The organism is Algoriphagus sp. oki45 (assembly GCF_036245605.1).
Taxonomy (GTDB): domain Bacteria; phylum Bacteroidota; class Bacteroidia; order Cytophagales; family Cyclobacteriaceae; genus Algoriphagus.
Map to the genome: position 1 here is coordinate 862399 of NZ_BTPC01000002.1, position 26660 is coordinate 889058.

Below are 26660 nucleotides of genomic sequence, written 5' to 3' on the forward strand. Positions count from 1 at the left end.
AAATCAGATCAGGGAAGAGCTGACCACTTCTTTGATGTCCAAAATAATCTTTTTGGCCAAATGCTCTGCTGTCGCCCCAGAATCTGACTCAGAATAGATTCGGATAATGGGCTCAGTATTGGACTTTCTGAGATGAACCCACTCTTTTTCAAACTCTATTTTCACTCCGTCAATATCATTGATCGGGTGCTTTTTGTACTTGTTTTTGATCTCCAAAAGGATCTTGTCCACATCTATTTCAGGAGTGAGTTCGATCTTGTTCTTGGAGATATAGTAGTTAGGATAAGAAGCCCGAAGCATGGAAATGGACTTGCCGAATTTGGCCAAGTGAGTCAAAAATAAACCGATTCCCACCAAAGCGTCCCGGCCATAGTGGGAAGTAGGATAGATAATTCCCCCATTGCCTTCTCCTCCGATGACCGCATTGACTGCTTTCATTTGATTGACCACATTGACTTCTCCCACGGCTGCAGCTGTATAAGCACCTCCTCTTTTGAGGGTTACATCTTTCAGCGCCCGGGTGGAGGAAAGATTCGAAACGGTGTTACCTGGAGTCTTGGACAATACATAGTCTGCCACTGCCACCAAGGTATATTCCTCTCCAAACATGGATCCGTCCTCATTGACGAAAGCCAATCGATCCACATCCGGGTCGACTACAATACCCAGATCAAATTTTCCTTTTTCCAGTTTTTTGGAGATTTCTCTCAGGTTTTCAGGAAGTGGCTCAGGATTGTGTGGGAAATGACCATCGGGTGTGCAGTACATCTTTTCGATGGTTTCTACTCCCAAAGCTTCTAAAAGCTTGGGGACAGCGATACCTCCAGTGGAGTTGACTGCGTCCACGACAATGCGGAAATTCCTCTTTTTGATCGCTTCTACGTCTACCAGATCCAATTCCAACACATGCTGGATATGCCGGTCGATGTAGTCACTGATCTGAGTATATTTCCCAAGTTTTTTGACCTCAGCAAAGCTAAAATCTTCTTTATCAGCCTTTTCCAATATAGCTTTTCCCTCTTCATCGGAAATAAATTCCCCAATTGAATTCAAGAGTTTGAGAGCGTTCCATTGAATGGGATTATGACTGGCTGTGAGGATGATCCCTCCGCCTGCATTTTCTCTGGGTACGGCAAATTCCACGGTGGGAGTGGTACTCAGACCCAGATCGATCACATCGATTCCCATTCCCTGAAGGGTGGCGGACACCAGTCTGGAGATCATGTCTCCCGACAGTCTGGCATCTCTTCCGATGACCACTTTGGGATTGCCGGTTTTCTCAATGACCCAAGCTCCATAAGCGGAAGCAAACTTGACGACGTCAATGGGGGTAAGTCCTTCTCCGGATTTCCCACCAATTGTTCCCCTGATTCCGGAAATAGATTTAATAAGCGACACGTACAGTAGATTTAAGTAAAAGTGGATTTAAAAAATCCTGCCAAAGGACAGGATTGGATTTATTTGAATTTGGCTAGAACCTTGTCGACTTCATTGTCGGGATTGCCGCAGGTGCTGTCTGCACTGACTGTCTTGCCACAGTAGCCACAGGTAGCTCCTTCCTTGTTTAGAAATGGACTTTGAGAGGCACAGGTGCCTTTGAATTCCCCGTTTTTGAGGAAAATAAGTCTCACAGACATCAGAACAAAGAATAAGGCCACGAAGCCGAGGGTAATCAGTACAGTTGCCATAACGGATAAATTTGCGCAAATTTAAAGCTTTACTTCGAAAACGTTCACAACTTCCCCATAGTTTCCCAATTCATGTCAAATTTGAGTACCCGTGCTGAGCAATTGGCTGCCTTTGATCGATTGTTGACCATCATGGATGAGCTACGTGCTCAGTGTCCCTGGGATAAAAAGCAAACTACCGAGAGTCTCAGACACTTAACTATTGAGGAAACCTTTGAGCTTTCTGATGCTATTTTGGAAGGAAATCCGGAGGAAATAAAAAAAGAATTGGGAGATATTCTTCTTCATATCGTCTTCTATGCCAAAATCGGTTCTGAAGAAGGGAATTTCGATATCGCTACCCTGACGAATGCATTGTGTGAGAAATTAATCCGCCGTCATCCTCATATCTATGGGGATACCCAAGCCAATGATGCAGACACAGTCAGTCAGAACTGGGAAAAAATCAAGCTAAAGGAAAAGGGCAATGTGTCTGTATTAGGAGGAGTGCCAAAGTCCCTTCCTGCTTTGATCAAGGCGATGCGAATACAGGAAAAAGCCCTCGGTGTGGGGTTTGACTGGGAAGAAAAGCATCAAGTTTGGGAAAAAGTGGAGGAGGAAATGCAGGAATTCAAAGCTGAATTCAATGCTGCGGCTAATGCGGAGATTGACAAGGAAAAGGCCACTGGAGAATTCGGTGATTTACTTTTTTCTCTGATCAACTACGCCCGGTTTATCGATATCAACCCTGAGGAGGCCTTAGAGCGAACCAATCTCAAGTTTATCAAGCGATTTCAGTATTTGGAAAATTCAGCTAAATCCGCCGGGAAAAATCTTAGTGAAATGACCTTGGCTGAAATGGATGTGTACTGGAATGAAGCGAAAAAGCAGTGAGCAGTAGTCAGGATTCAGTGCCCAGTGATTAGTTCCTCGACAGGATCCCTAGTCAGAAGGCAGAGTACTTAAAAATTCAATATTGAAAAATTGGAAGATTTCCAGAATCAAAAAAGAAAGCAACAATTGAAACAAGGTTTGATGCTTGAAAAAAGCTCGTAAATCGTAATTCGCAAATCGTAAATTTTATGTCCAATCAAATCATTTTCACCTCAGAAGCTCCTGCACCAATCGGGCCGTATTCGCAAGCTGTTCTTGCCGGCAACACCTTATATGTCTCCGGGCAAATCGCCTTGGATCCGGATACCGGAGAGCTGATCAATGAAAATATTACAGAGGAGACGCATGCGGTGATGAAAAACATGGAAGCCATTCTTCGTGCCGCAGATTTTGGATTCGGGGATGTGGTCAAGTGTACCATTTTTATCCGGGATATGGGACAGTTTGGAACCATCAACGAAGCTTATGGTCAGTATTTTAAGCAAAACCCTCCGGCCCGAGAAACAGTTGAGGTAAGTAAGCTCCCCAAAAACGTGAATGTGGAAATCTCCTGTATGGCTGTCAAAAATTAACCTTGAACCTTATTCCATACCATAGCGAAGCCCTAGTCAGTATTCTTTCCAAGGAGGAAGTGCTGGGACACCTGATGCGGACTACCCGTCAGGTGAATTTCCTGGGTATGGAAAATTCCACAGATGAAAAGATAAAATTCAACGGAATTGTAGGTCAGGAGGGCTTTCGTATTTCCCGGGTGATCAAGAAAGGAGATTCATTCTTGCCCCTTCTTTCGGGAAAGGTAGAGTCCACGTCCCGGGGAAGTTTGATACTGGTGGAGTATCGGCCATTTCCTGCCACCGTATTCTTTTTGGCTTTTTGGAGTGTGATTTTATTGGCTTTTTCAGCCTATTTCTTCTATCAGCTCAACCCAGGCTATGCCTTTATCTGCCTCAGTCTGGCTTTGGGGAATTATGGGTTGGGGTTGCTGTTTTTTCACAGGCAGGTTCGGATTTCCCGAGCTTTATTCCACGAACAGATCAATTTTGAGATGAAGGACAAGGATTAGTTTTTGTCCGGTTGGGCAAAAAGTCCGATTGATCTTATCTTGCGGCTCAAATCACAAAAGACCAAAATACCATGTCCATTCGAATAGAAAAAGATACCATGGGGCCTGTAGAGGTGCCCGCAGATAAATACTGGGGTGCACAGACCCAGCGCTCCATCAACAACTTTAAAATCGGTGGAGAAAAGAACCGAATGCCGATTGAGATCATCCGTGCTTTTGCCATTCTGAAAAAAGCAGCTGCACAAACCAATGCCGAATTGGGAGTCATGGAGCAGTCTAAGGCGGATATTATTGGCCAAGTCTGCGATGAGATTTTAGCGGGAAAGCTGGATGATCAATTTCCATTGGTGATTTGGCAGACTGGGTCAGGCACGCAATCCAATATGAATACCAACGAGGTGATTGCTTACAGGGCTCACGTCTTATTGGGAGGATCTTTGGAAGATGTCAAGAAGAAAATTCATCCGAATGACGATGTGAATAAGTCTCAGTCTTCCAATGATACCTATCCGACTGCGATGCATATCGCGGCATATCAGATGGTGGTAGAGACGACGATTCCTGGTGTGCAAAAGTTGAGAGATACTTTGGCTGCCAAAGCCGAGGCTTTCAAAAATGTGGTGAAAATCGGGCGAACCCATTTTATGGATGCCACTCCATTGACCTTGGGACAGGAGTTCAGTGGCTATGTGGCCCAATTGGATCATGGTTTGAGAGCCTTGAAAAATACTTTGGCTCACCTTTCTGAGCTTGCTTTGGGAGGAACAGCAGTGGGCACGGGATTGAATACCCCAAAAGGCTATTCTGAATTGGTGGCCAAGAAAATTGCTGATCTTTCCGGTCATCCTTTCGTCACTGCTCCCAACAAGTTTGAAGCTTTGGCGGCTCACGACGGCATGGTAGAAGCCCACGGAGCGTTGAAGCAATTGGCAGTATCTCTGATGAAAATCGCCAATGACATCAGGATGCTTTCTTCGGGACCTCGCTCGGGAATCGGTGAGATTTTGATTCCAGAAAATGAACCGGGGTCATCCATCATGCCCGGCAAAGTCAATCCAACCCAAGTGGAAGCCATGACTATGGTAGCTGCTCAGGTCATGGGAAATGATGTAGCCATCACCATCGGGGGTTCCAATGGTCATTTTGAACTGAACGTGTTCAAGCCATTGATTGCGGCCAATTTCCTTCAGTCTGCAAGGCTGATTGGGGATGCCTGCGTATCCTTCAATGACAACTGTGCCATCGGCATAGAACCCAATACACCGATGATTCAGCGGCATCTGGAAAACTCCCTCATGCTGGTGACTGCTTTGAATACTCATATCGGCTATGAAAATGCGGCTGCCATCGCCAAGAAGGCACATAAGGAAGGAACTAGCTTGAGAGAAGCTGCTATTGGGTTGGGCCTATTGACTTCTGAGCAGTTTGACGAATGGGTCAAGCCAGAAGACATGATCGGAAGCTTGAAATAACCATTATTGAAAAAGTAGAAAGCCCTCGGAGAACTCATCTTCGAGGGCTTTTTTGTGCAAATGAAGTTTGCCTATTTGAGTATTTCTCTGTTGTCAAGCATAAATCCGACCGAGAGATACATCATATTACTCTGAGTAGGCCGATAGTTTACTCCCGCCACATTGACGGCCTGATTTTCTTCGATCAGGTAATCGGTCAAGTAATATTTAAAGCGAATGTAGTTTCCTGTTTTTGCTTTAAACTCGATGAAGGCAGAAGGGAGATAAATTTTGGTTCGATCGCTAAACCAAATATTGGTTTTCGACTTTTCGTCATTCACGTAGGTTTTTTGCTTGTAATTGATAGCAAATTCATTGTTGATACCTATTCCCACAAGGTTTCCTTTCATGTCTCCAAATTTGAGAGCAATAGGAATTCCAAGGTTGTAAGTTCTCTGCTTGACCCGAACCGAATCATTGAGATCCGTGATTATCCCCACATTTCGGATATCCACGCCGAAATAAAATCCTGCTTTGTCGCTAAAGTCCTTGTGAAGCGTGACCGCGTAGTTGAAAAAGGGAGTGAACCTGACCACATTGTTGGTTTCCAATCCTGTGGCCTTAACTGAGCCTAGTGAAAGGATTGTTTCGGTGGAGGATACGCTGTACCAGCCATTTGAGGCGGACTCTTGTGCCCAAAGGCTAAACGAGGAAAAGAAAAGAAGGAGAGAAAGTAGAGCTTTTTTCATAAGAATTGATTTTTAAAAACTGAGAAATAAGGTACGATTTTACAAATAGAAAAATATTCGATCACCCAATTTTTTGCCTTTTTTATCCTCCAGAGAACATGATTAGGTCTTTTTCTCCCAGAATCTCTCCTCCTCAGGAAGTTGCTCCAGGTATTCTATGGTTTGATCGTAGCCTTTTTTGAGGATTTGTTTCCATTTCCTTTCATCAAGTAGGCCTACACCTTTTAGGCTCAGTTCAAAATAGTGAGACACCTTGGACTTGGTTATTTCCTGTCGCTGTTGGCTGTTGAGCATGAGGGAATTGATGATCAGGGAACCCAGATTGGGTAGTTTATACTGCTTTTTCCCCAAGATTTTGTCCCAAAACAAGCTCCAATTGCTCGGAGTATTCTCAAATTCGACTTTTCTGTCGATCAATCCGGATAGAGATACTGCTATTATTTTGGAGATGGGATAGCGATACATGGGTTCGATGGGGAGATTTTCCATGACTGCGCCATCGACATGGAGGTATTGGTCTATTACCACAGGAGGAAAAACACCCGGAATCGCCATACTTGCCAGCACCTGCCTCCAAATAGGACCTCTGTCGTGGATTTTGGCGGTGGCTCGGGAGTAATTGGTGGAGACACAGTAGGAATTCACCCAGATGTCCTCCAGATCATATTTGTTATACAGGTTTTGGACAAAGCGCCTGACTTTTTTCCCGGAAAGGATAGAAATCAAAGGGAGGGAAAGATCATTTGAGGTGAGCTTGGATTTGACGGCATGCTGTATGATGTCCTCGATCTTTTCAAAATCAAAATCCGAAAAGCTCATCGATATCCCATAGATTGCTCCTGCGCTTGTTCCCCCGAGAAAATCGATCTCTATTCCCTTTTCTTGGAGTGCCTTGACCACTCCCAAGTGTGCATAGCCTTTGGCACCTCCCCCTCCCAAAACCAAGCCTGTTGCATCGTTGGTGATGATCCGACAGAATCTTCGGATGTCCTTGAGATTGTCCTGCCGCACATGAATGTGGAGATTGATGGTTCTTTTTTCCAGCCAAGAAGAGGTGCCAATTGGCATACTGGCCTCTTTTCCGTGAAGAAATAGCAGGTAAATCTTTTTATTGAGGATGCTTTGTGAGTAGAGATCCAATTCCTGTTCGATGGGATAAAGCTCTGAACTTGCCCCAAAATCCGTAGCCAAAATCACCAAATCAGCATAGACCAGACACTGATGGGACCAATTTGGATTGGCTTCGCTACAAAGAAGAATATTCACCCCGGCATAGCGCTCGAGCGAGTCAAAAAATTCCTGATCCGAAATGTTTTTCTGGGATTCGTGATCAAATACCTGTACCGGAATCTGGTTTTCCAAGAAATAAGACTCCATATCCGATGTCCATGGGCTTAAATCGTGATCCGCCTGCAGATTGATCAATGCAATATTTTTTGGCGGGGAGGATTGATTCTGCTGAAAGGTGTTTCTCCTCAAGCGATTGATCACAAATTGGGTCATGGAGTTGGCAAGGCTCGGGTTTTTCCCGACCAGCTCTAAATATTCGTGTTGGTCCAACTCCAATACCACAGACTTACGGATCGCCAATACTGAAGCCATTCGTGGTTCTCCTGTAAAGAGCGCAAATTCCCCCACAGGCTCTCCTTCACCGATATCCCCGAGGATTCGAGTGCCCCGGACATCTTCCTTAATGGCTCTCAATCTTCCAGAAATGACTATAAACAGGACATTTTGTCGGTCACCCTGGTGAAACAAGTATTCTCCTGTATTGAGATGTTTTTTGGTACCAGAGTTTAAGATTTGGTTAATAAAGTCATCACTGAGCTCTCCAAAAAGCTTGTGGAAAAGCTGATTTGAAGTGTTTGGACTACTATTCATCTTGGTGGGTTGTCTGGGTTTATTATTAAAAATGGAAACCCATAAAAATTCAATTGCCATCTGAATTTTATGGATTTCTTACTAAATGTAATCTTTAATGATTAAATGGAATAATCAGGCTTTGTTAAAACGCCCTCTGCTATAGGAGAAAAAGAAAAAAGCCGGCGAACCGACTTCAGGGAGAGGGAGTAGCCCCGACGGGAATCCCTGCCGGCCGTCAGGCGGGGAACCCATATCTAAAGTTTAGGAAACTTCTAGTATATCCCCGTCCGACCGCGTCAGCCGGGAGGACATTGAACTACTTAGTCAATTTTTCTTTCAAAAACCGTCTTCCTGCAGAAGATTTAAAGAATTTCTCTCGTTGAATTGCTTCCGACAAACTTTCAAATTCTTCAAAATAGACAATTTTAAAAGGGATGTAGGGACGAATAGATTTAGTTTGTCCGCTATTATGTTGCTTGAGCCTCTGCTCCAAGTTTTTACAATGTCCTTTATAGAAATAATCGTAGGACAAGCTATTGAGGATATAAGCATAAAAAATCTCCTTCATACCATAAAAGGTGAAAGTAGCCCCGACGGGAATCCCTGCCGGCCGTCAGGCGGGGAACCCATATCTAAAGTTTAGGAAACTTCTATTCTATCCCCGTCCGACCGCGTCAGCCGGGCGGACATTGAACTACTTAGTCAATTTTTCTTTCAAAAACCGTCTTCCTGTAGAAGATTTAAAGAATTTCTCTCGTTGAATTGCTTCCGACAAACTTTCAAATTCTTCAAAATAGACAATTTTAAAAGGGATGTAGGGACGAATAGATTTAGTTTGTCCGCTATTATGTTGCTTGAGCCTCTGCTCCAAGTTTTTACAATGTCCTTTATAGAAATAATCGTAGGACAAGCTTTTGAGGATATAAGCATAAAAAATCTCCTTCATACCATAAAAGGTGAAAGTAGCCCCGACGGGAATCGAACCCATATCTAAAGTTTAGGAAACTTCTATTCTATCCATTGAACTACAGGGCCTGGAAAGGACTCGCAAGATAAGCGAATTGGTAAAAAACCTGCAAATATTCTGAACCCAACTTGTGGCTTTCCAATCATTTACCCTATCTTTGCACTCCAAATTTAGGATGGACGGGTTCCATCCACTCACTTAATCTAAACAATTATGTCCGTAAAAATCAGATTAGCACGTCGGGGCAGAAAAAAACAAGCCATTTATGACGTCGTTGTAGCTGATGCAAGAGCTCCACGAGATGGACGCTTCATCGAAAAACTCGGAACTTACAATCCGAACACAAACCCCGCTTCTATTACAATCAACAATGAGCGCGCTCTTACCTGGTTGTTGAATGGAGCTCAGCCAACTGATACCGTGAAGGCGATGCTTTCTTACAGAGGTGTCATGCTGAAAAAACACCTTCAGATCGGTGTATTGAAAGGTGCAATCACTCAGGAGCAAGCCGATGCAAAATTCAATGCTTGGATCTCTGAGAAGGATGCCAAAATCGAAGGTAAAAAAGACAAGTTGGCTACTGCAAAAGCAGACGCTCGTGCGAAGGCACTTGCTGCTGAAGCTGCCAAGAACCAGGCTCGTTTGGATGCCATCAAAGCAAGAGAAGATGAGCAAAAGGCTTTGCTAGCTGCTGCTGAAGCTGCTAACAATCCTGCTGCTGCTGAGACTGCTGCCGAAGAGGCTGCACCTGAAGCTACCGAAGCTCCTGCAGAAGGCGGAGAAGCTGAAGCTTAATAGAATCAATTTCCATGAACAAGGAACAGTGCTTTCAAGTAGGCCGAATTGCCAAAGTTCATGGACTTCGTGGTGAAGTAAATGTGGTGCTGGATGTAGACTATCCTGAAGATTACGAAGGATTGGAGCACCTCTTCCTCGAGCAAAAAGGCCGTTTGGTCCCCTTCTTTCTGGAGCACTTTGTGATCCAGCCCGGAGGAAGGGCCTTGGCTAAGTTTGAGGATTTGAATTCCCTCGATCAGGTGGAGCCTTTGGTAGGTTCGGAAGTTTTTCTTCCGCTGGCAGAGCTTCCCGAATTGGAGGAGGATCAATACTACTACCACGAGCTGATCGGATTTGAGGTTTTTGACCAAACCAAAGGATTGATTGGCCCTGTACAGATCATCTACGATCTGGAAACACAGGATCTCCTCGGAGTGACCCACCAAGGAAAAGAAGTGCTCATCCCGATTCAGGATGGCATCATTACCAAAGTGGACAAGGCAGCTAAAAAAGTTTACTGCCAGTTGCCCGAAGGCTTACTTGACATTTATCTGGAAGACTGATGCATATTGACATCATCACCGTAGTGCCGGGATTATTGGAAGGGCCTTTTTCCCATTCGATTCTGAAAAGAGCCGAGGACAAAGGACTTGCAAAGGTCCGGTTGCATAACCTTAGGGACTATGCGACAGGCAAGCAAAAGCAGGTGGATGATTATGCATTCGGTGGTGGTGCCGGGATGGTAATGATGATCGAGCCGATTGCCCGATGCATCGAAGCCCTTCAAAAGGAACGTCAATACGATCAAATCATCTATATGACACCGGATGGGGAGACCTTTGACCAACCCATGGCCAATGACCTCTCGCTCAAGAAAAACCTCCTGATCCTCTGCGGTCATTACAAAGGGGTCGATCAGCGGGTGAGAGATAAGTTTATCACCAAGGAAATCAGCATCGGAGATTTCGTCCTTTCCGGAGGAGAATTAGCGGCAGCTGTAGTGGCTGATGCGGTGATTCGCCTGATTCCGGGAGTGTTGAATGACGAGACTTCGGCTTTGACAGATTCCTTCCAAGATAATTTGCTGGCTCCACCGGTATATACCCGGCCTGCCGAGTACGAAGGAATGAACGTTCCGGAGGTATTACTCTCAGGACATGAAGCCAAGATAAGCGAATGGAGATTTGAAGCGTCGGTTCGCCGAACCAAAGAAAAACGGCCTGATTTGCTGAAGGGCACAGGCTGGGAATAGGCGAGACAGGATTTTAAAAGAAGTAATTCATTTCAGCCGCTGCGGCGGTAACTGCGAAAGCATAAAAACATAAAGCTATGAGCGATCTAATGAAAATTGTAGAAGCGGAATACAGCGAGGCGAGAGCCAAATTCCCTTCTTTCAAAGCCGGTGATACCATCAACGTACACGTACGTATCAAAGAAGGTAACAAGGAGCGTATCCAGCAGTTTCAGGGAACTGTGATCCAACGTAAAAACCCTAACACCAACGGAGAGACTTTCACCGTGCGTAAAGTTTCCAACGGAGTAGGAGTAGAGCGTATCTTCCCGATCATTTCCCCAGCTATCGAGCAAATCGACCTGGTAAGACAAGGTAAAGTAAGAAGAGCTCGTCTGTTCTACTTGAGAGGTCGTCAGGGTAAAGCTGCGAGAATCAAGGAAAAAATCGTTAACAGACATTAATCTGTTTGTTAATAAAGACAAAAAAGGAACCCAATTTTGGGTTCCTTTTTTGGTTTTGGGTAAATTGACCCAAACCTTCCCGCAATGAACTCCTCCATTTCCTTCACCGATCCCGGGGCTATTCTCGGCAAAACCTTCCTCCGCATCGCACAGGTAATCTTGGTGATTTTAGCGGTTGGTGCCGGATATATGGCCTATTTGGGAAGTGAGGGACTTTTTTCGGATTGGAATATCGAGATGGATTCAGACTTGGTGGAGTTCTTTCCTGGTGTAGATCCAGAATCCTGGATTATTTATCTGTTTCTGGGCCTAGCCCTTAAGTTTTTATTTTGGTTCGGGATTTTGGCTTGGTTGGAGAGGAAGATTTGAAATAGTTCATTAATAATACCTGATTGAATTAGGCTTCTCTCCGTTTAATCTCGCCTTTCCTCCACAATTTCCTATCTTTGCCCCCTGATTTTCAGAAACCCCAACCCGGTTTTTCGGGTTGTTAATCAAGAAATTTGTCCTCATGTCCAGAGAAGTTCGCGTACGTTTCGCTCCATCTCCCACAGGACCACTCCATATCGGAGGTGTCCGAACCGCCTTGTATAACTACCTTTTTGCCAAAAAAATGGGAGGTAAATTCCTCCTACGGATCGAAGATACCGATCAGGGTCGATTCGTTCCCGGTGCGGAAGGCTACATTCAGGAATCCCTGGAATGGTTGGGAATTGCTCCCGAAGAAAGCCCATGGAATCCCGGAAGTGTAGGCCCCTACAGACAATCCGAAAGAAAGGAAATGTACATGCAGTATGCGCTGGACCTGATCGAGAAAGGGCATGCTTATTATGCGTTTGATACGGCGGAGGAACTAGAAGCCATGCGGGAGCGACTGACTGCTGCCCGGGTGGTACAGCCTCAGTACAATGGCATCACCCGCACGCAGATGAAGAACTCCCTCACTCTTCCTGCAGAAGAAGTGAAGGCTAGGTTGGAGTCAGGTGAACCCTATGTAATCCGGGTAAAAATCCCTCTCAAAGAGGACGTTAGACTGAATGACCTTATCCGCGGCTGGGTGATGGTGCATAGCTCTACCTTGGATGACAAGGTCCTGATGAAATCCGACGGCATGCCAACTTACCACTTGGCTAACATTGTGGACGACCACCTAATGGGCATCACCCACGTGATCCGCGGTGAAGAGTGGTTGCCATCAGCGCCTTTGCATGTTTTGTTGTACCAGTTTTTCGGATGGGAGGATACCATGCCTCAGTTTGCACATTTGCCGCTTTTGCTGAAGCCCGATGGAAACGGCAAGCTCAGCAAGCGGGATGGAGATAAGCTCGGCTTCCCGGTTTTTCCTTTGAATTGGACGGATCCCTTTTCGGGCGAAAAATCACCGGGTTTCCGGGAGCAGGGCTATTTGCCGGATGCATTTTTGAACTTCCTGGCCTTCTTGGGCTGGAATCCGGGAGATGATCGGGAAATCTTTTCTCTGGATGAATTGGTGGATGCCTTTTCTATTGATCGGATCGGTAAGTCAGGAACCAAGTTTGACATTGCCAAAGCCAAATGGTACAACGAGCAGTACCTGAGAACCAAACCCGATTCCGTATTGGTTGAGTTTTTGACAACTTCGGCTCAAATGGAAGATATCGAAATTCCATTGGAAAAGGCCTTTGCCATAATTTCTCTGGTAAGAGATCGGGTGACTTTCCCAGCCGAACTTTGGAAAGAAAGCCGATTTGTGATGGTAGCTCCTACCGAATTTGACCAAGATGTGGTTGCCAAAAGGTGGAATGAGGATGCAATGAAGGTACTTGGAGGCTATGCCGAGGCTTTGGATGGATTTACAGGCACATTTGATGCTGTAAACGCGAAAAGTCTGTTGGAATCTACTGCAGAAGCAGAGGGGATTAAGCTAGGCAAAGTGATGCAAGCCGTACGCTTGGCAGTCACCGGGATGGGTGGCGGACCGGATTTGATGGAGGTTTTTGCTATCTTGGGACCTGCTGAAGTGGCCAAAAGAATCCGCTTTGCGTTAGAGACATTGACTAAAGTAGATTGAGATGACTAAGAAGAAAAAAAAGGAAGAGGATCCTAAGGTTCATGAAGAACTGAAAGGATTCAAGATGGAAATCAACTCTTTCGGAGAGATATCAAGCAGTTTTCCTATAGATAAAATCAACGAATTCCTCAACAAGAACGTAGAGGATAAGAAGCTGAAGGATCGGGATGATTTGAAAGAGTCATGATTCAGAAAAAGATCTAAACTAAAAGCTCCATATTGGAGCTTTTTTTATATACTTGTTTGAAATAGCTCATAATTATGGCAAGATATTTAGTTGTTTTATTTTTCTTTTTTGTTTCTTTTTCTTTCGGTCAGACGGGCCGGATAATCGGGAAAGTTACTGATTCTAGTTCTGGTTTGCCGATGGTGGATATTCATGTATTCATCCCAAATACGACCTATCAAGCCTTTTCTGACTCTACAGGGAGATTCATTTTGTCAGATATCCCCGAGGGGAGGTGGGAAATCCAGGTTAGGGGATTTGGATGGCAAACTTTTGAGAAAGAGTTAATAGTCAAGGCAGGGATTGTTAATGATTTGGATTTAAAACTTACTCCGGAAAACTCCCTTGGAATGGCCTCAGACCAATTATCGAAATCCAAACTCTCGAGATTAGAGGAGGAGGTTCGGGAGGTTTTTGTAGGGAAAAACATAAAAAAGGAAAGTGTCCATTTCTTAAATCCGGACAAGCTGATTTTTGAATCCCAATCTGACAAACTATTCAAAATTTCTTCTGTTGGGCCTCTGTTTTTCACAAATAATGAAACTGGGTATCTGGTATCGATTTATTTCAAACCTTTTCTTTTGGGATCGGAGGAAAAGATCGAGCAGACGGTCACGTACTTCGAATTGCCTCGGGAAGAAAGCCTGGAAGCAGAAAGGCGAAAGGCTAGATTGGCAGCATTCCAAAGTACTCCTCAGCATTTCCTTTCCATGCTGATGGAAGGCAAAGCTGATGGTTTTTCATCTAATCCAAATCCCGAAGTGGCCTTCGGAACAATTAATGGGGAGTATTTACTGAGCTTTTCCAAACCACTTCAGGTGGATTTAGGGTCCGGATCGAAAGGAGTTTTGGATTATCCAGGAGAAAACCTAGAAGTGAAAATCAATGGTGCTCCTACATCATCCACTGACCTGAAGCTAGGAGGTGCCTTTTTGGATCTTAACCCCATCTTTGGCGTCCCCTCAAATTTTAATGCAGATCGCCTGACCAAACTGGCCAATCTTGAAAAAAATGCTGAGGTCATGCAAGAGCGCTTGTATGTCCAAACGGATCGAAGGCATTATTGGCCTGCTGAAAACATCTATTTCAAAGCCTATTTAAATTATGGAAATCCCCTGATGGCAGAGGATTTAAGTAAAGTCCTTCATGTTGAATTAGCGGATTCCACAGGATATGTTTGGATTCATCAGGTTTTTGAGATTAAAGATGGCTATAGTGAGGGACATTTGACGCTGCCTGATTTATCAGAGACGGGAATCTTTCTCTTTAGGTCCTATACAGCTTGGGGACTTAATTATGAGCAAGGCGAACACCTTATTCCGATTCAGATTTTAAATCACCAAAGTCAACCTGAGGCTACTCAAATTCCCGGAGAAGCTTTAAAGGTTGGAGTATTTTCTGATAAGGAAAGCTATAAGGGTGGAGAAAAAGTCAAATTGAATATCATGGCAGTGGATGAGAATGGCTTACCTATTCAAGCTAATCTATCGGTCTCCGTCTTAGATTTAAATCAGGCAGTTTATGTGCCCGAGTTCCAGCCCATCGAGCATAGTTTTCTTTCCAAAACTACAATTGGAAATCTTGAAAGCTTCAAATATCCTATTGAAAAGGGATTTGAATTGGAAGGCCAATTGCTGGACGATAGTGGGAAACCTATCGAGGGTTCTGTCAAAGCATTCGTCAATGGGTACGACGATATAAGAAATGTAAAATCAGGAAGAGATGGCGATTTTTCTTTTCCTGCATCTAATTTTCAGGGAGATTTTGAGATATCTCTCCAAGCATCTACGATCCAATCTGGACGGCCTATTCGAACCATCAAGTTGGATTTGAAATCCTATCCCAAACAAGAGATTTTTGAAAATCTAAAATTTCCTGCTGCTGTCAAGCGGGGAATTCAGCCTGATCCGACTATTCAACCAGTAAAACCCTTGCAAGAAGGGGAGGTTTTGCTGGAAGAGGCGGTAGTGGAAGAGAAAAAAGAGAACTCCATCGGACCAATGATATATGGCAGACCTGATAAGGTGGTCATGACTGAAAATATGAATGTTGTAGGCACTACCATTCAGTTCCTTTATGCTCTTTCGGCGCAGGTTTCCGGATTGAGAATCACAGGAAGCCCTCCAAACGTTTCTGTAAGTTTAAGAGGTGGAGAGCCTTTAGTGCTGATCAACGGAGCTCCAGCCAATGGAAGTTCTGGATCACTTTTGGGCGGTGGAGGTGGACGAAGTGTTTACGATGTTTTTGAAAGTGTCAATGTATTTAACATCGAACGAGTGGAAGTAATAAGGCGCTTGGTGCCTCAGTATGGAGATTTGGGAAGAAATGGGGTGATCTCAATCATTTTGAAAACTGGAGAGCAGCAGCGGGCTAATTTGAATAACTTCACACTCTTTAAACTTACCGGATTTCCCAAATCTGTGCCCTTCTCCGAAGCAGAAGAAAGCAGAAAATCATTCCCTTTCTTAGCCCCTTTCCGGCCTACTTTATATTGGAATCCCTTGCTGATAAGTGATGGATCAAGGCTTTCTATCCCGGTAGAATTCTTCTTAAATGATCTTCCTGGACCAATTTTGATAGAAATCCGAGGTATTACGGATCTTGGACAGCCAATTTTTGGAACCTTTGTCCTCAATAAGCCGAATTAATCTTAATGCATTACTTAATTTGACACAAGAAACTGAACCAAATCAACTGCCACTTTGAAAAAACATTTTACTCTAATTGTAATTTTGTTCCTTTTCGGCTTGAAGGGGATTGCGCAAACCGGGACCATTACCGGTACAGTCAAAGATGCCGAGACGGGGGAAACCTTGCCTTTTTGCAATGTCTTTATCAATAACACCACCATCTCTACGGTCACGGATATGGATGGAAGCTATACACTCAGCAATTTGGAGCCCGGTCCTGTGGAATTGGGCTTTTCTTTTTTGGGATACGAATCCCAAAGCAAGACGGTAACTCTGAGTCCCGGGGGAAAGCTTACGGTCAATTTGAACATGAAGCCCTTTGCCCAAGAATTGACCGATGTGGAAATCAAAGCCAAGCGGGATAAAGCCTGGGAAAGAGACCTAAGAAAATTCCAGAATCTCTTCATCGGGATTGACGAAGCAGCATCCAGAACAGAAATATTGAATCCTTGGGTAGTGGATTTTCCCGCTCCTGAAGAGAGAAATTCCTTTGTGGCCAAAGCCGAATTGCCCCTGGAAATCCAAAACAACTACCTAGGCTATAAGATTACTTTTGACCTTAGGGAATTTTTTGATTCACCTACCCAATCCAGAATTTCAGGATCGGCCAGATTTGAAGAGCTGACTCCAGAATCCGACCTTCAAAGGTCTACTTGGGAGAAAAACCGGGCGGATGTCTACCGCAAATCCCCGATGAATATGTTTCGGGCCCTGCTGAATGGGACTGCTGAAAGGGAAGGATTCTATCTCTATGGAGACAAGCCAGGAGGATCGGAAAGCATGAATATGCGAACAGATATCTTTGCCAACGAACTCGGAAAGTCTGTAGTGCCTTATAAAGCAGACCCCTTGGTGATTCCCACCAGTCCCCCCGGAACCTTTCTTATCAATCTCAAAGGAAGAATTGAAGTACACTACCAAAAAGGCTATGCCCAAGCTAATACATACAGAGATGCCCCCTACCCTGTCTCTTGGCTCGAAGTAAGAGGTGGGCAGGTGAAAGTTCGGGAAAATGGCATGGTGCTCAACGCGCAGGATTTGGTCTTCTCAGGAGATATGGACCGGAAGCGAATTTCCAATCTCCTGCCTTTGGACTACAATGCCGAAAAGGCAATTCAGCTGCAAGACTTGGCCAAAACTGCCAAAAACTATCAGGAAAAAGTCTATCTGCATACCGACAAAGCCTATTACTATGCAGGCGATCAGGTGTATTTTCAGGGATATTTTGCTTATGGGAATCCTTACCTGAGAGATGAACTCAGCAAAGTCCTTCATGTGGAATTGATCTCCATGGACAGGGATATGGTCATAGAGAAGAAATTCCCAATCCGTGACGGAGTCGTGACCGGGGATTTTTACCTTCCGGATACCCTGAGCCAAAAGAAATATTTTCTCCGGGCCTATACCAACTGGAACAGAAACTATGGTCCGGGCCATTATTTTCAGCAGCCATTGGCCGTGTTGTCTCCTTACGAAAGGGTTGCCCCAGCCTCTGCGCAGCAGGAGTTTAAAAATCAGGGAATCACCCTTCAAACCAGCAAAAAGGAAGATTTGGGGGCAAGGGAAAAAGTCAGTTTGACCATTTCGACCCAAGGTCCGAAAGGCCAAACCATTCCCGCCCGAATCTCAGTAGCCGTCACCGATGCGAAGACGATAGTGCCTATTTCCCGACCATTAGAAATGAACCAAACCCTGGATTTGGGTGGGGTTCCTGAGGAGATGGGGTTGGATCGCTTTTCTTATCCGGTAGAAAAGAGTCTAATTCAGGAGGGTATCGTCCGGGATGCCAAAGGAAAAGGAAGCAGCGCACAAGTGACTGCTTTTGTCAATGATTTCCAGGGAATGATAGACTTGGAAGCCAACAAGGATGGCATATTTAGGCTGGAAGAAATGGAATTTTATGGTCCGATGAAATTGGCTTTCTCAGCCACAGACAACAAAGGAAAACCACTCAAGGATATTGAACTTCAGGAGCAGCTGAAAGCTCCTGTAGCCCTGCCGGCCGATCCATTTTTCCCAAAAACCACTCAAACGGATCAGCCTATTCGTCCCATAGCCGACGAGGAAGAAAATGTAGAAGAGCTAGAGGAAATCTTGGTAGAAGATAAAGCTGTGGAAGAAAAGCAGGCGATTTATGGCAAGCCTGATTATGTAGTCACCGGCGATCAGCTGACCAAAACAGGGAATAGCTCGGATTTGGTTGCAAGCTTGGCTGGGAATGTCCCCGGAATGCGGGTGACTTTGGTTGGGGCTACCGGGCAGCAGCAGATTCGTCTTCGGGGCGGTTCGGCTACAGTCACAGGGTCATCAGAACCTGTGGTCATGCTCAATGGCTCCATTATGGTGTCCACAGGGACCAGTACTGCCTCGGATAATCTCAGAAGTATCAATCCATTTGACATCGATCGGGTAGAAGTCGTGACCAGAATATCATCCATGCTGGGAGATCAGGGTAGAAACGGTGTGATTGCTGTGTATTTGAAAGAAAACGGAAATTCCGCATTGCCTTTTGCCGGAGAAGGAATCAAAGAATTTGTGATTGAGGGATACCAGCCACCCAGCAATTTTTTCTCGGTGGATTATTCTACAGAAAATGACACCGCCATTCCTGATTTCAGACAGACTTTGTATTGGAATCCGTTTTTGGTTACCGACGAATCCGGAAAGGTGGACATCAGCTTCTTTACCAACGATCGTCCTGGTCCGGTTTTGATTGAGGTAAGAGGAATGGGAGCGGATGGGGAAATTCTTTTCGGCACTTTTCTGATTAATCAGCAATAGGTAAGCTTTGAAAAATACCTAGTTTTGGGCATGAAGAGGCGTCTGTTGATTTTCCTGATTTATTGTCTTCCCCTTACGGCTTGGGCTCAACTCAGTGTAGGAATCCGTGGAGGTTATTCGACCTCCTCCTACAGCTACCAGCCCACAGCTGGTTTTAGAAGCAGGTCCGTTGAGGGGATCGGCGCACCCACATTTGCCTTGGTAGTCGAGTATTTCAACTCCAAAAATGCCGGAGTGGAATTCAATGCTCAGCAGCTGACCATTGGTTTTCGGCAAATAGAAGACGAGCTGATCAATCAGACCGAATTTACTTATTTCAAGTTTCCGCTTTTGGCCAGTTTTTTTGCAGGGAGATCGGGAAGATTCCAGATCAAAATCGGTCCCCATCTCGGGTTCCTTTCAGAAGTAGTGGATATCTCGCGGGAGTTTTCCGGGTCCAATCCCGCAGAGCTTCCCACTTATGGTCAGCCGGGGGACAATCCCAAAGGCTTGATGTACGGGATCACGGCTGGGGCTGGTATTTCCAAACTTTTTGGGAAAAGCACGATTTCTGGAGAGGTGAGATTTGCTTATGATTTCACCAATCCTGAGTCTCAGGACCGCATTTATGACATGAATTCCACCAATCTGGAGTTTACCCTGGCCTATCTTTTCCGGATAAAGGAAAGGAAGTAATCGCTGGAAAGCCAAAAAGTACTCCTTAACTTTGGTAACACCAATCAACCTATCCAAACCTTGAAAATCCAAATCATCAACGGTCCCAACCTCAACCTTTTGGGGAAACGAGAACCGGAAATTTACGGAAGTGAAACCTTCGAGGATTATTTCGAAGGACTCAAAAGACGCTTCCCCCAAATCGAGCTCCACTACTTCCAAAGCAATGTAGAAGGCGAGCTTATCAATAAAATTCAGGAAGTGGGATTTGACTTTGATGCAATTCTGCTCAATGCAGGAGGCTATACGCATACTTCTGTTGCTATCTCGGATGCTATTGCGGGAGTGACTACGCCTGTCTTGGAGGTCCATATCTCCAACATTTACAAGCGGGAGGAATTCCGTCACAAGAGCATCATCTCCAAGTCCTGTGTTGGGATGATTGCCGGTTTGGGGTTGAAAGGGTATGAGTTGGGAGTTCAGTATTTTCTTCATTCGCCACAGTTATGATCACATTTGCTCCGGGACCTTCCAAGGTCTACGATGCCTTGCCTCGATACATGCAGGATGCTTTCGAGCAGGGAATTCTCAGTGCCAATCACCGAAGCTCGGCCTTCATGAGGCTCTATCAGGAGACCGAACAGTTGATGCGGGAAAAGCTGCACATGCCAGATGATTACCGCCTGCTCTTTACTTCTTCGGCTACCGAAAACTGGGAAATCATTTCCCAATCTGTGGTAGAAAATGCCAGTTTCCATATTTACTCCGGGTCTTTTGGGAAAAAGTGGATAGAATTTGCCAAGCATATAATTCCTGAGACCTCCGGGATCAAAATCGGGGCAGATGAAGAAATTGAAGTTCCTTCGCTGGAGATCGGGGAGGAATTTGATCTGATTGCCATCACCCAAAACGAAACATCCAATGCCTCTCAGGTTCCCATGGAAGTCATCGCTGAGATTGGGCGTAAATATCCTGAGAAAATGATCTCGGTGGATACCACTTCTTCCATGGGAGGGATTGAGTTAGATTTTTCTCTGGCAGACATTTGGTATGCTTCTGTCCAAAAATGCTTTGGGCTGCCTGCCGGATTGGGGATTTTGATTTTATCTCCCAAAGCCGTGGAAAAGACGCTGAGAAAAGGAGAAAGAGGGCGTTACAACAGTCTGACTTTTATGTTGGAGAATGCGGATGGATATCAGACCCATTATACTCCCAATGTTTTTGGAATTTACTTACTCAATAGGGTGCTGAAGGACATGGAAGAGATTCAGCATGTCGATGCCCGACTTCGGGACCGAATGAGACAGCTGGAAAATACCATTGCCCAATCTTCAAGTCTTAGAATGCTCGTGCCCAATGAAAAAACCCGCAGCACGACTGTAATGGGTGTAGCGGGGACTGAAGATTTGATCACCAATGTGAAGAAAGCCGCCGAAAAAGTAGGAATGCAAATGGGAAGTGGATATGGCCCACTGAAACCGACGAGCTTCCGGATTGCCAATTTTCCTGCGATCACGGATGAGGAATTTGATCGCTTGATTCACTTTCTAAAATCCTATTAAAACTGAAGCCCTGATTTTTTTGTCAGGGCTTCAGTTTTTTATGTGTTTTCCTCTTCCAGCACACTTTCATTGGCGGTAAAAGGATTGGATTTGCGAAGCAGCCCATCCGGAAGTTCACCTTCTGTACTAGCCACGACTGTAGTGACTACCACGTCTCCAGTCACATTTACCACCGTACGGAACATATCCAAGATTCGGTCAGGGGCCATAATCAAGGCAATTCCAGCTGCAGGAACTCCAATCGATTCCAATACCACGATAAGCATAATCAATCCTGCTCCCGGAACCCCGGCAGAACCTATTGCTGCCAAGGTCGAGGTCAGTACGATCATCAATTGCTGAGAAAGAGAAAGGTCCATCCCCAAAGCCTGAGCGATAAATACGGCTGCCACACTTTGGTAAAGACTGGTTCCGTTCATATTGATCGTAGCACCCAAAGGAAGGACGAAAGAGGTGATGTTTTCAGAAACTCCCAATTCCTCCTCAGTCAGCTTCATGGTCACAGGTAGAGTAGCAGAGCTGGAGCTGGTGGAAAAAGCCAAAAGCTGAGCTGGCCGAATAGCTTTAAAGAAGTCCGCATATTTGACCTTGGTGAAGCTTTTGAGCAAGAGTGGATAGATTACCAGCATCATGAAGAAGAGTCCTCCAAGTACAATCAGACTGTACTTCAAAAGCGCCAACAAGAGATCCACTGCCGCATCCGGATTGTCTCCGGCAATCTCCACGATTAGCGAAGCCATTAGGGCAAATACACCATATGGGGCGATCAGCATGACATAATTCACCACTTGGATAATCAAGTCATTGAATCCGTCAAAAAAGGCAATAACCGGCTCCGCTTTTTTCTTAGGGATTTGCAAAAGTGCTATGCCGGCAATGATGGCAAAAAACACCACCTGAAGCATGGCCGCATTGTCTGTGGTTGCTTGAAACAGGTTTTGGGGAACCATGTCCACGATCGGCTGCAGCGGGCTTTGTTCTTTCAGTTCTGCAGCAGCCAAGGCTCTTGCACCTGCATCACCCTCGTAAAGGCTCATCAGGTTTTCGCGTGTTTCGGCCGGAAGGCCTTTGCCGGGTACAAGAATATTCACCAGAAGCAAACCGGTACAAATGGCAATGACCGTCGTAATCAGGAAGGTCACGATGGTTTTTCCCCCGATTCGGCTGAGCTTGGAGATATCCCCCAAGTTGGAAACTCCGATAATCAAAGAAGCCAAAACGAGTGGCATGGCGATCATCTTGAGGCCATTGATGAAGATGGTTCCTATTGGTTTGATCCAATCTAGGGTCAGCCAGGCTGGAATCCCTGTTTGGATGGCCACGATACCATACACTAGACCCAATACCAGGCCGATGATGATTTGCGTATGAAGAGGTATTTTTTTCAGCATGTTCTGGAATTAAATTTCTTCGAGTTTATTGGTTTTGGATAATAGCAGGTAATCTGCCAAAACTAAGGCGGCCATGGCCTCCACTATAGGGACTGCTCTGGGGACTACACAAGGGTCATGTCTTCCCTTTCCGCTCACCGTGACTGCTTCTCCTGCTTCATTGACGGAGTCCTGGTCCTGCATGATCGTAGCTACAGGCTTGAAGGCCACACGGAAGTAGATATCCTCCCCGTTGCTGATTCCTCCCTGAATTCCCCCGGAATGATTGGTTCGTGTTTTGATTTTTCCGGCTTCATTGACCATGGAGTCATTATGCTGAGAGCCCCGCATTTTTACCCCTTCAAAACCGCTCCCATACTCAAAACCTTTTACGGCATTAATACTTAGCATTGCCTTTCCCAGTTCGGCATGTAATCGGTCAAATACCGGCTCTCCCAGCCCAACAGGAGTATTTTGAACCACACAGGAAACTACTCCTCCAATGGTATCCCGCTCAAGTCGGACTGAGTCGATGAGGGCAATCATCTGCTCTGCGGTGGTTGGGTCAGGACAGCGGACTATATTTTCTTCAGCCTTGGCTAGGTCTAGATTTTGATAGGGGATTTGCAGAGAAAGGTCTCCTACCTGAGAGACATAGGCTTGAACAGTGATTCCTTTTGTGGCCAAGAACTGTTTGGCGACGGCACCGGCTGCGACCCTCGCTGCAGTCTCTCTGGCGCTGGATCGTCCTCCACCCCGGTAGTCCCGTACTCCGAATTTTTCGAAATAGGTATAATCCGCGTGCGAAGGGCGAAATTTATCCGCAATGTGGGAGTAGTCCTTACTCTTTTGGTCCGCATTGGGGATGACTATCCCGATGGGTGTCCCGGTAGTTTTTCCCTCAAAAACCCCAGAGAGAATCTCGATTTCGTCCTCTTCCTTGCGTTGGGTAGTGATTTTGGATTGTCCCGGTTTTCTGCGTTGCATCTCTTTTTGGATCAATTCCAAATCCAACTCCAGTCCGGCCGGGCAACCGTCTATGATGACACCCAGAGCTTTTCCGTGGGATTCCCCGAAGGTGGTGATTCGGAAAAGCCTGCCAAATGAATTCCCCATTATTTTTTTCTGATAATCAATACGGCCAATAGTACGACTGCACCGATAAGTAGCAAATTGATAGCGGTCGTAAAATAGTATTTATATCGCTCGTTTAAAAACTGATTGTTTTCGGTGGCGATTCGGTCATAGATTCCCCCAAGCCGCTGACTGGAAAGTGCCTGATTGACTTTGGACTCTCCCGATACCAACACCTTTCCTTCTGGTCTCAACGTGTCGTACACTGCCCTTACCGGGTCAAAGTAGATCCAGTTGAAATAATCCTTCAGTGGATATTCCCCGGCTTCGTTTAAGGTAATGAAATAACCGAATTCCTTGATCCCGGAGACCCTTCCATACCCTCGGTTGATTTGCTGCTGTACATTGGGGGCAAAGGTGTTCAGATTCGCTTGAGAAAGTTTTCTGGGCTCCTGAATCGCATTGATGTTGCCCACGCCGCTGATGCCAAAATTGTAATTGAAGCCTTTTCCGGTTTCTACTTCGAGAGTGGAAATGTTTTCTCTCAGTTGGTAAACGCCTACGGCGACTTCGTTTTTCAGGGGATGCGGCGGTAGGGGCTTTACCGTAATGGTTTTGGCGGAGGAATAAAAAGTCTTGAAGTCCTCCTGCCGGTTGGAACCAAAAAAGGTAGGATTTTTTGCCACCCGGTATTTGATCATTTCCCAAGGGACTCGGGGGATTTCTATTTTCCCTTCGGAAAAAGGGAAAAAGGTGGCTTCGTAGACCTTGTACTTATTCCACTTCTTGCCGTTGATTTCGACCACGCTGGGTTCAATATTGGTAATGTTGAAGTTTTCTTCCCAGGCATTGGCAGGTTTGATTTTTTTCAAAATGGCATCCAGTTGTTTGCCGGGCTCGTACCAGGTGAAAGGAGCCTGGTTTTGGTCTGACATGTAAAAAGCGATATTCACTGTCACTCCCTCTCCGGCAAAGATTTCCTCTTTGTCCACGGAGACGGCAAAAAATGCATCGTCTTCCAGCTCTATGTATTCCGGTTCTTCTGCTGTCCTCCCAAAAAAGTCCGCAAAAGGATCGAATACATTTCCTCCCGAATTCTGAGAACTAACCGGATCATCCACAGTAATGGTTTTTCCTGGGGAAGAAAAAGAGGCCCCATTGATTTCCATTTCAAAAGGGGGCAGTGTGAATTTGCCTTTGCGGGTGGGTTTGTAGTATTGGATGATGCTGTTGGTACTGCTCATCTGCCCGTTGATGATGTTCATCGAGGAAGATTGAGAAATGCCCTGCTTTTGGAATCCCGGGATCTCGGGAAACTGATCGTAAGATTTGATCTTATCGTTTGAAAGGGTGGCCTTGATGGTGAAGGTTTCATTAAGACCCAGCTGATCAGGCCCAAGCTCAATCTGCACTTCCTGTCCCCAGACATTGCCAACAATAAGGAAGGCAAGGCATACGAATAGAAGGTTCCGGAGCGTTTTTACCATAGTTGCGAAAATAGGGATAATTCTTGGCTTAAAGCTTCCAAAATAACGCAACATCTATGGAAAAGACCTCGTAGGAAAACTTAAAATCAGTTAATAAACCCAAATCAATCAGCTATGCTAGAATATGTGAAGACCATTTTGCAAAAAGTCAGCTTCAGCAGATATCTGTTTGAGCGAGAATTGAGAAAAGGCCTTCGGTATCTGATGCCGGGCGAAATTGAAGAGTTCAGGGATTGGTGCTACGAAATGTTTGGACGACTGTACCTCCCTATCCTAAACCGTCATTTTAGACCAACTTATTAATTATAATCCACGACGAATGCGAAAGCCCCGGAACCTTGAAGAACCGGGGCTTTCTTTTACGATTGGTGGTTGTTTATTAATCTTTTGGAGCAAAGTCCGGATAAGCCCGCATGCTGTGCTCATTGATGTCGAGTCCTTCCGTTTCTTCGTTTTCATGGACTCGGATTCCGATGGTTCGTTTCAAGGAGAAGAAAATCAGCCAAGAGGTAGCGAAGCAGAAAAGTCCAACAGCTGCCACGCCCAATAGCTGGGAGTAAAGCTGTCCCCATCCGGCCAAATCTCCGAAAATACCAACAGCCAGGGTTCCCCAGATTCCACCGACGAGATGCACTGAAATCGCTCCCACGGGATCATCGATTTTGATTTTGTCAAAGAAGACCACAGAGAATACAATCAATCCTCCTCCGATAAATCCAATGATCACTGAGTCCAAAACACCCATTTGGTCCGCACCGGCGGTGATACCGACCAAGCCGGCCAAGATGCCGTTCAAAACCATGGTGATGTCATAGGTTTTAAACTTGAGGTAGGATACAATCAAAGCCCCAATGGCACCTGCTGCTGCAGCAAGTGAGGTAGTCACAAATACCCGAGACACCGCCCCTGGATCAGCGCTGAGTACAGAGCCTCCATTGAATCCAAACCAGCCGAACCAGAGTAAAAATACCCCTATGGTGGCCATGGGCAGATTGTGACCGGGGATAGCTTTCATGCCCTGAGGCGTATATTTTCCGATTCTTGGTCCAAGCAGAAAAGCTCCCACCAAGGCTCCCCATCCTCCTACAGAGTGGACGATCGTGGATCCGGCAAAATCATAGAAAGGAGTAGCAAGCTCATTGAGGAATCCTCCTCCCCATTTCCACATCCCGACGATAGGGTAGCAAATGCCAACATACAATAGGGAAAAAGTAATGAAAGGACCCAGTTTGATCCGCTCAGCCACGGCACCTGATACGATGGTAGCGGCGGTGGCGGCAAACATTGCCTGAAAGATGAAGTCGGTGAAATAGGTGTAGCCAGCATTGTAATTGCTGCTGTCCCATCCCTCGGGGAGAGAAAGGCCAAATCCGGCAAAGCCAAAAATGCTTCCGGCAAAGTCTGCTCCCGGGTACATCAGATTGAAGCCTACAAAGGCGTAGGTCAAAAGCCCAATGGCTGGAATGATCGTGTTTTTAAACAGAATGTTTACCGTGTTTTTGGCCCGGGTGAGTCCCGCCTCCAAAGTGGCGAATCCCAAGTGCATGATGAACACCAAAATGGTAGCAATCATCATCCATAGATTATTGACCGTGAAAAGGTCTTGTACAGGTTCTTGCATAGGTTTGAATAGGTTCGGT

General features: G+C 45.5%; 27 protein-coding genes and 1 tRNA gene. 17 read left to right on the forward strand and 11 right to left on the reverse strand.

Annotated elements, in window-relative coordinates; all coding sequences use genetic code 11:
- Positions 1-3: 3 nt before the first annotated feature.
- Together glmM and AAA942_RS13290 are read right to left on the reverse strand one after the other, a co-directional pair.
- Positions 4-1398 (reverse strand): phosphoglucosamine mutase, encoded by a 1395-nt coding sequence (glmM, locus tag AAA942_RS13285; RefSeq protein ID WP_338220763.1) that lies wholly within the window; start codon positions 1396-1398, stop codon positions 4-6.
- Positions 1399-1457: 59 nt separating this feature from the next.
- Positions 1458-1688 carry a hypothetical protein gene (locus AAA942_RS13290; RefSeq protein WP_338220764.1) on the reverse strand — a complete coding sequence of 77 codons (231 nt, stop codon included), beginning with the start codon at positions 1686-1688 and terminating at the stop codon, positions 1458-1460.
- A 72-nt stretch (positions 1689-1760) separates the two neighbouring features.
- Here AAA942_RS13290 and mazG point away from each other — a divergent pair, with 72 nt between their 5' ends.
- From mazG to fumC, 4 genes are all read left to right on the forward strand, one after another.
- Positions 1761-2561, forward strand: a complete 801-nt coding sequence (gene mazG, locus AAA942_RS13295) for a nucleoside triphosphate pyrophosphohydrolase (RefSeq protein ID WP_338220765.1) — start codon at positions 1761-1763, stop codon at positions 2559-2561.
- A gap of 188 nt (positions 2562-2749) precedes the next feature.
- Positions 2750-3133: a RidA family protein gene (locus AAA942_RS13300; protein WP_338220767.1), complete on the forward strand. Its 384-nt coding sequence runs from the start codon at positions 2750-2752 to the stop codon at positions 3131-3133.
- A 2-nt stretch (positions 3134-3135) separates the two neighbouring features.
- Positions 3136-3624 carry a hypothetical protein gene (locus AAA942_RS13305; RefSeq protein ID WP_338220768.1) on the forward strand — a complete coding sequence of 163 codons (489 nt, stop codon included), beginning with the start codon at positions 3136-3138 and terminating at the stop codon, positions 3622-3624.
- A 71-nt stretch (positions 3625-3695) separates the two neighbouring features.
- Positions 3696-5096 (forward strand): class II fumarate hydratase, encoded by a 1401-nt coding sequence (gene fumC, locus AAA942_RS13310; RefSeq protein WP_338220769.1) that lies wholly within the window; start codon positions 3696-3698, stop codon positions 5094-5096.
- A 71-nt stretch (positions 5097-5167) separates the two neighbouring features.
- On the opposite strand, the gene AAA942_RS13315 is transcribed toward fumC, so the two are convergent.
- The 5 genes from AAA942_RS13315 to AAA942_RS13335 all read right to left on the reverse strand — a co-directional run bounded on the left by AAA942_RS13315 (position 5168) and on the right by AAA942_RS13335 (position 8722).
- Positions 5168-5824 (reverse strand): hypothetical protein, encoded by a 657-nt coding sequence (locus AAA942_RS13315; protein WP_338220770.1) that lies wholly within the window; start codon positions 5822-5824, stop codon positions 5168-5170.
- A gap of 102 nt (positions 5825-5926) precedes the next feature.
- Complete coding sequence (locus tag AAA942_RS13320; protein WP_338220772.1) at positions 5927-7705, reverse strand: patatin-like phospholipase family protein; 1779 nt, start codon at positions 7703-7705, stop codon at positions 5927-5929.
- A gap of 298 nt (positions 7706-8003) precedes the next feature.
- Positions 8004-8255: a GIY-YIG nuclease family protein gene (locus AAA942_RS13325; protein WP_338220773.1), complete on the reverse strand. Its 252-nt coding sequence runs from the start codon at positions 8253-8255 to the stop codon at positions 8004-8006.
- A 126-nt stretch (positions 8256-8381) separates the two neighbouring features.
- Positions 8382-8675 (reverse strand): GIY-YIG nuclease family protein, encoded by a 294-nt coding sequence (locus AAA942_RS13330; RefSeq protein ID WP_338220774.1) that lies wholly within the window; start codon positions 8673-8675, stop codon positions 8382-8384.
- Positions 8651-8722 (reverse strand) — tRNA-Arg (locus AAA942_RS13335). Before AAA942_RS13335 ends, AAA942_RS13330 begins: the two co-directional genes overlap by 25 nt.
- A 145-nt stretch (positions 8723-8867) precedes the next feature.
- Here AAA942_RS13335 and AAA942_RS13340 point away from each other — a divergent pair.
- The 12 genes from AAA942_RS13340 to AAA942_RS13395 all read left to right on the forward strand — a co-directional run bounded on the left by AAA942_RS13340 (position 8868) and on the right by AAA942_RS13395 (position 21089).
- Positions 8868-9449: a 30S ribosomal protein S16 gene (locus AAA942_RS13340; RefSeq protein WP_338220775.1), complete on the forward strand. Its 582-nt coding sequence runs from the start codon at positions 8868-8870 to the stop codon at positions 9447-9449.
- A 14-nt stretch (positions 9450-9463) separates the two neighbouring features.
- Complete coding sequence (gene rimM / locus AAA942_RS13345; protein WP_338220776.1) at positions 9464-9994, forward strand: ribosome maturation factor RimM; 531 nt, start codon at positions 9464-9466, stop codon at positions 9992-9994.
- The gene (gene trmD, locus AAA942_RS13350) at positions 9994-10683 is read left to right on the forward strand and encodes a tRNA (guanosine(37)-N1)-methyltransferase TrmD (protein ID WP_338220777.1); all 690 of its coding nucleotides are present in this window, start codon (positions 9994-9996) and stop codon (positions 10681-10683) included. Before rimM ends, trmD begins: the two co-directional genes overlap by 1 nt.
- Positions 10684-10760: 77 nt before the next feature.
- Entirely contained in the window at positions 10761-11126 is a 366-nt protein-coding gene (gene rplS / locus AAA942_RS13355) for a 50S ribosomal protein L19 (protein WP_338220778.1), read from the forward strand.
- A gap of 84 nt (positions 11127-11210) precedes the next feature.
- On the forward strand, positions 11211-11495 hold the full coding sequence (locus tag AAA942_RS13360; protein ID WP_338220779.1) for a hypothetical protein: 285 nt from the start codon (positions 11211-11213) through the stop codon (positions 11493-11495).
- Positions 11496-11637: 142 nt separating this feature from the next.
- Positions 11638-13176 carry a glutamate--tRNA ligase gene (gene gltX, locus AAA942_RS13365; protein ID WP_338220780.1) on the forward strand — a complete coding sequence of 513 codons (1539 nt, stop codon included), beginning with the start codon at positions 11638-11640 and terminating at the stop codon, positions 13174-13176.
- 1 nt (position 13177) lies between these two features.
- Positions 13178-13363 (forward strand): hypothetical protein, encoded by a 186-nt coding sequence (locus AAA942_RS13370; protein ID WP_338220781.1) that lies wholly within the window; start codon positions 13178-13180, stop codon positions 13361-13363.
- 74 nt (positions 13364-13437) lie between these two features.
- Positions 13438-16050 (forward strand): carboxypeptidase regulatory-like domain-containing protein, encoded by a 2613-nt coding sequence (locus tag AAA942_RS13375; RefSeq protein ID WP_338220782.1) that lies wholly within the window; start codon positions 13438-13440, stop codon positions 16048-16050.
- 54 nt (positions 16051-16104) lie between these two features.
- On the forward strand, positions 16105-18873 hold the full coding sequence (locus AAA942_RS13380) for a TonB-dependent receptor (RefSeq protein ID WP_338220783.1): 2769 nt from the start codon (positions 16105-16107) through the stop codon (positions 18871-18873).
- A 30-nt stretch (positions 18874-18903) separates the two neighbouring features.
- Complete coding sequence (locus tag AAA942_RS13385; protein ID WP_338220784.1) at positions 18904-19548, forward strand: outer membrane beta-barrel protein; 645 nt, start codon at positions 18904-18906, stop codon at positions 19546-19548.
- Between the two features lie 60 nt (positions 19549-19608).
- Positions 19609-20037 carry a type II 3-dehydroquinate dehydratase gene (aroQ, locus tag AAA942_RS13390; RefSeq protein ID WP_338220785.1) on the forward strand — a complete coding sequence of 143 codons (429 nt, stop codon included), beginning with the start codon at positions 19609-19611 and terminating at the stop codon, positions 20035-20037.
- Positions 20034-21089, forward strand: a complete 1056-nt coding sequence (locus tag AAA942_RS13395; protein ID WP_338220786.1) for an aminotransferase class V-fold PLP-dependent enzyme — start codon at positions 20034-20036, stop codon at positions 21087-21089. Before aroQ ends, AAA942_RS13395 begins: the two co-directional genes overlap by 4 nt.
- A 38-nt stretch (positions 21090-21127) precedes the next feature.
- On the opposite strand, the gene AAA942_RS13400 is transcribed toward AAA942_RS13395, so the two are convergent.
- From AAA942_RS13400 to AAA942_RS13410, 3 genes are read right to left on the reverse strand one after another with little or no spacing between them, the layout of a single operon-like run.
- Complete coding sequence (locus AAA942_RS13400; protein ID WP_338220787.1) at positions 21128-22480, reverse strand: dicarboxylate/amino acid:cation symporter; 1353 nt, start codon at positions 22478-22480, stop codon at positions 21128-21130.
- 9 nt (positions 22481-22489) lie between these two features.
- Positions 22490-23575, reverse strand: a complete 1086-nt coding sequence (gene aroC / locus AAA942_RS13405) for a chorismate synthase (RefSeq protein ID WP_338220788.1) — start codon at positions 23573-23575, stop codon at positions 22490-22492.
- Positions 23575-25020 carry a BatD family protein gene (locus AAA942_RS13410; protein WP_338220789.1) on the reverse strand — a complete coding sequence of 482 codons (1446 nt, stop codon included), beginning with the start codon at positions 25018-25020 and terminating at the stop codon, positions 23575-23577. Before AAA942_RS13410 ends, aroC begins: the two co-directional genes overlap by 1 nt.
- 114 nt (positions 25021-25134) lie before the next feature.
- On the opposite strand from AAA942_RS13410, the gene AAA942_RS13415 reads away from it, so the two are divergent.
- Complete coding sequence (locus AAA942_RS13415; RefSeq protein ID WP_338220790.1) at positions 25135-25323, forward strand: hypothetical protein; 189 nt, start codon at positions 25135-25137, stop codon at positions 25321-25323.
- A 76-nt stretch (positions 25324-25399) separates the two neighbouring features.
- On the opposite strand, the gene AAA942_RS13420 is transcribed toward AAA942_RS13415, so the two are convergent.
- A complete protein-coding gene (locus tag AAA942_RS13420) occupies positions 25400-26641 on the reverse strand; it encodes an ammonium transporter (RefSeq protein WP_338220791.1) in 1242 nt (413 codons plus the stop codon).
- Positions 26642-26660: the final 19 nt, after the last annotated feature.

Excerpts from the sequence above, each read along its gene's own strand:
- AAA942_RS13290 (WP_338220764.1), bottom strand. The coding sequence starts at position 1,688 with ATGGCAACTGTACTGATTACCCTCGGCTTCGTGGCCTTATTCTTTGTT.
- mazG (WP_338220765.1), top strand. The coding sequence starts at position 1,761 with ATGTCAAATTTGAGTACCCGTGCTGAGCAATTGGCTGCCTTTGATCGA.
- AAA942_RS13300 (WP_338220767.1), top strand. The coding sequence starts at position 2,750 with ATGTCCAATCAAATCATTTTCACCTCAGAAGCTCCTGCACCAATCGGG.
- fumC (WP_338220769.1), top strand. The coding sequence starts at position 3,696 with ATGTCCATTCGAATAGAAAAAGATACCATGGGGCCTGTAGAGGTGCCC.
- AAA942_RS13315 (WP_338220770.1), bottom strand. The coding sequence starts at position 5,824 with ATGAAAAAAGCTCTACTTTCTCTCCTTCTTTTCTTTTCCTCGTTTAGC.
- AAA942_RS13320 (WP_338220772.1), bottom strand. The coding sequence starts at position 7,705 with ATGAATAGTAGTCCAAACACTTCAAATCAGCTTTTCCACAAGCTTTTT.
- AAA942_RS13325 (WP_338220773.1), bottom strand. The coding sequence starts at position 8,255 with ATGAAGGAGATTTTTTATGCTTATATCCTCAATAGCTTGTCCTACGAT.
- AAA942_RS13330 (WP_338220774.1), bottom strand. The coding sequence starts at position 8,675 with ATGGGTTCGATTCCCGTCGGGGCTACTTTCACCTTTTATGGTATGAAG.
- AAA942_RS13340 (WP_338220775.1), top strand. The coding sequence starts at position 8,868 with ATGTCCGTAAAAATCAGATTAGCACGTCGGGGCAGAAAAAAACAAGCC.
- rimM (WP_338220776.1), top strand. The coding sequence starts at position 9,464 with ATGAACAAGGAACAGTGCTTTCAAGTAGGCCGAATTGCCAAAGTTCAT.
- trmD (WP_338220777.1), top strand. The coding sequence starts at position 9,994 with ATGCATATTGACATCATCACCGTAGTGCCGGGATTATTGGAAGGGCCT.
- rplS (WP_338220778.1), top strand. The coding sequence starts at position 10,761 with ATGAGCGATCTAATGAAAATTGTAGAAGCGGAATACAGCGAGGCGAGA.
- AAA942_RS13360 (WP_338220779.1), top strand. The coding sequence starts at position 11,211 with ATGAACTCCTCCATTTCCTTCACCGATCCCGGGGCTATTCTCGGCAAA.
- gltX (WP_338220780.1), top strand. The coding sequence starts at position 11,638 with ATGTCCAGAGAAGTTCGCGTACGTTTCGCTCCATCTCCCACAGGACCA.
- AAA942_RS13370 (WP_338220781.1), top strand. The coding sequence starts at position 13,178 with ATGACTAAGAAGAAAAAAAAGGAAGAGGATCCTAAGGTTCATGAAGAA.
- AAA942_RS13375 (WP_338220782.1), top strand. The coding sequence starts at position 13,438 with ATGGCAAGATATTTAGTTGTTTTATTTTTCTTTTTTGTTTCTTTTTCT.
- AAA942_RS13385 (WP_338220784.1), top strand. The coding sequence starts at position 18,904 with ATGAAGAGGCGTCTGTTGATTTTCCTGATTTATTGTCTTCCCCTTACG.
- AAA942_RS13395 (WP_338220786.1), top strand. The coding sequence starts at position 20,034 with ATGATCACATTTGCTCCGGGACCTTCCAAGGTCTACGATGCCTTGCCT.
- AAA942_RS13400 (WP_338220787.1), bottom strand. The coding sequence starts at position 22,480 with ATGCTGAAAAAAATACCTCTTCATACGCAAATCATCATCGGCCTGGTA.
- aroC (WP_338220788.1), bottom strand. The coding sequence starts at position 23,575 with ATGGGGAATTCATTTGGCAGGCTTTTCCGAATCACCACCTTCGGGGAA.
- AAA942_RS13410 (WP_338220789.1), bottom strand. The coding sequence starts at position 25,020 with ATGGTAAAAACGCTCCGGAACCTTCTATTCGTATGCCTTGCCTTCCTT.
- AAA942_RS13415 (WP_338220790.1), top strand. The coding sequence starts at position 25,135 with ATGCTAGAATATGTGAAGACCATTTTGCAAAAAGTCAGCTTCAGCAGA.
- AAA942_RS13420 (WP_338220791.1), bottom strand. The coding sequence starts at position 26,641 with ATGCAAGAACCTGTACAAGACCTTTTCACGGTCAATAATCTATGGATG.